We start from the raw sequence: 254 nt of genomic DNA, 5'->3' as shown, positions 1-254 counted from the left end.
AAAGGCCGGGTGCGGCGGGTAGTGGGAGGTGCGCACAGCGTTGATGTTGTGCCGCTTCATCAGCAGCACGTCCTCGCGCATCGTCTCCAGGTCCAGGGCCCGGCCGCGCTCGGGGTGCCACTCGTGCCGGTTGACGCCCTTGAAGAGGAGCGGCTTGCCGTTGACCTTGATCAGGCCGTCCTCGAGTACGACCGTGCGGAAGCCGATCCGCAGGGGGATCCGCTCGCCCTCGGTGGCCAGCACGCCGTCGTACA

At 68.1% G+C, this 254-nt stretch carries 1 protein-coding gene; it reads right to left on the bottom strand.

Annotation, left to right across the window (positions count from 1 at the left end):
* The coding region (locus tag OP79_RS49415) for a glycoside hydrolase family 2 TIM barrel-domain containing protein (protein WP_033329981.1) at positions 1 to 254 on the bottom strand (254 nt) is incomplete at both ends.

Source organism: Streptomyces yerevanensis (assembly GCF_000716805.1).
Classification (GTDB): Bacteria; Actinomycetota; Actinomycetes; order Streptomycetales; family Streptomycetaceae; genus Streptomyces; species Streptomyces flaveus.
Note: the sequence above shows the minus strand (reverse complement) of the source record. Positions and strands in the feature narration are given on the sequence as shown.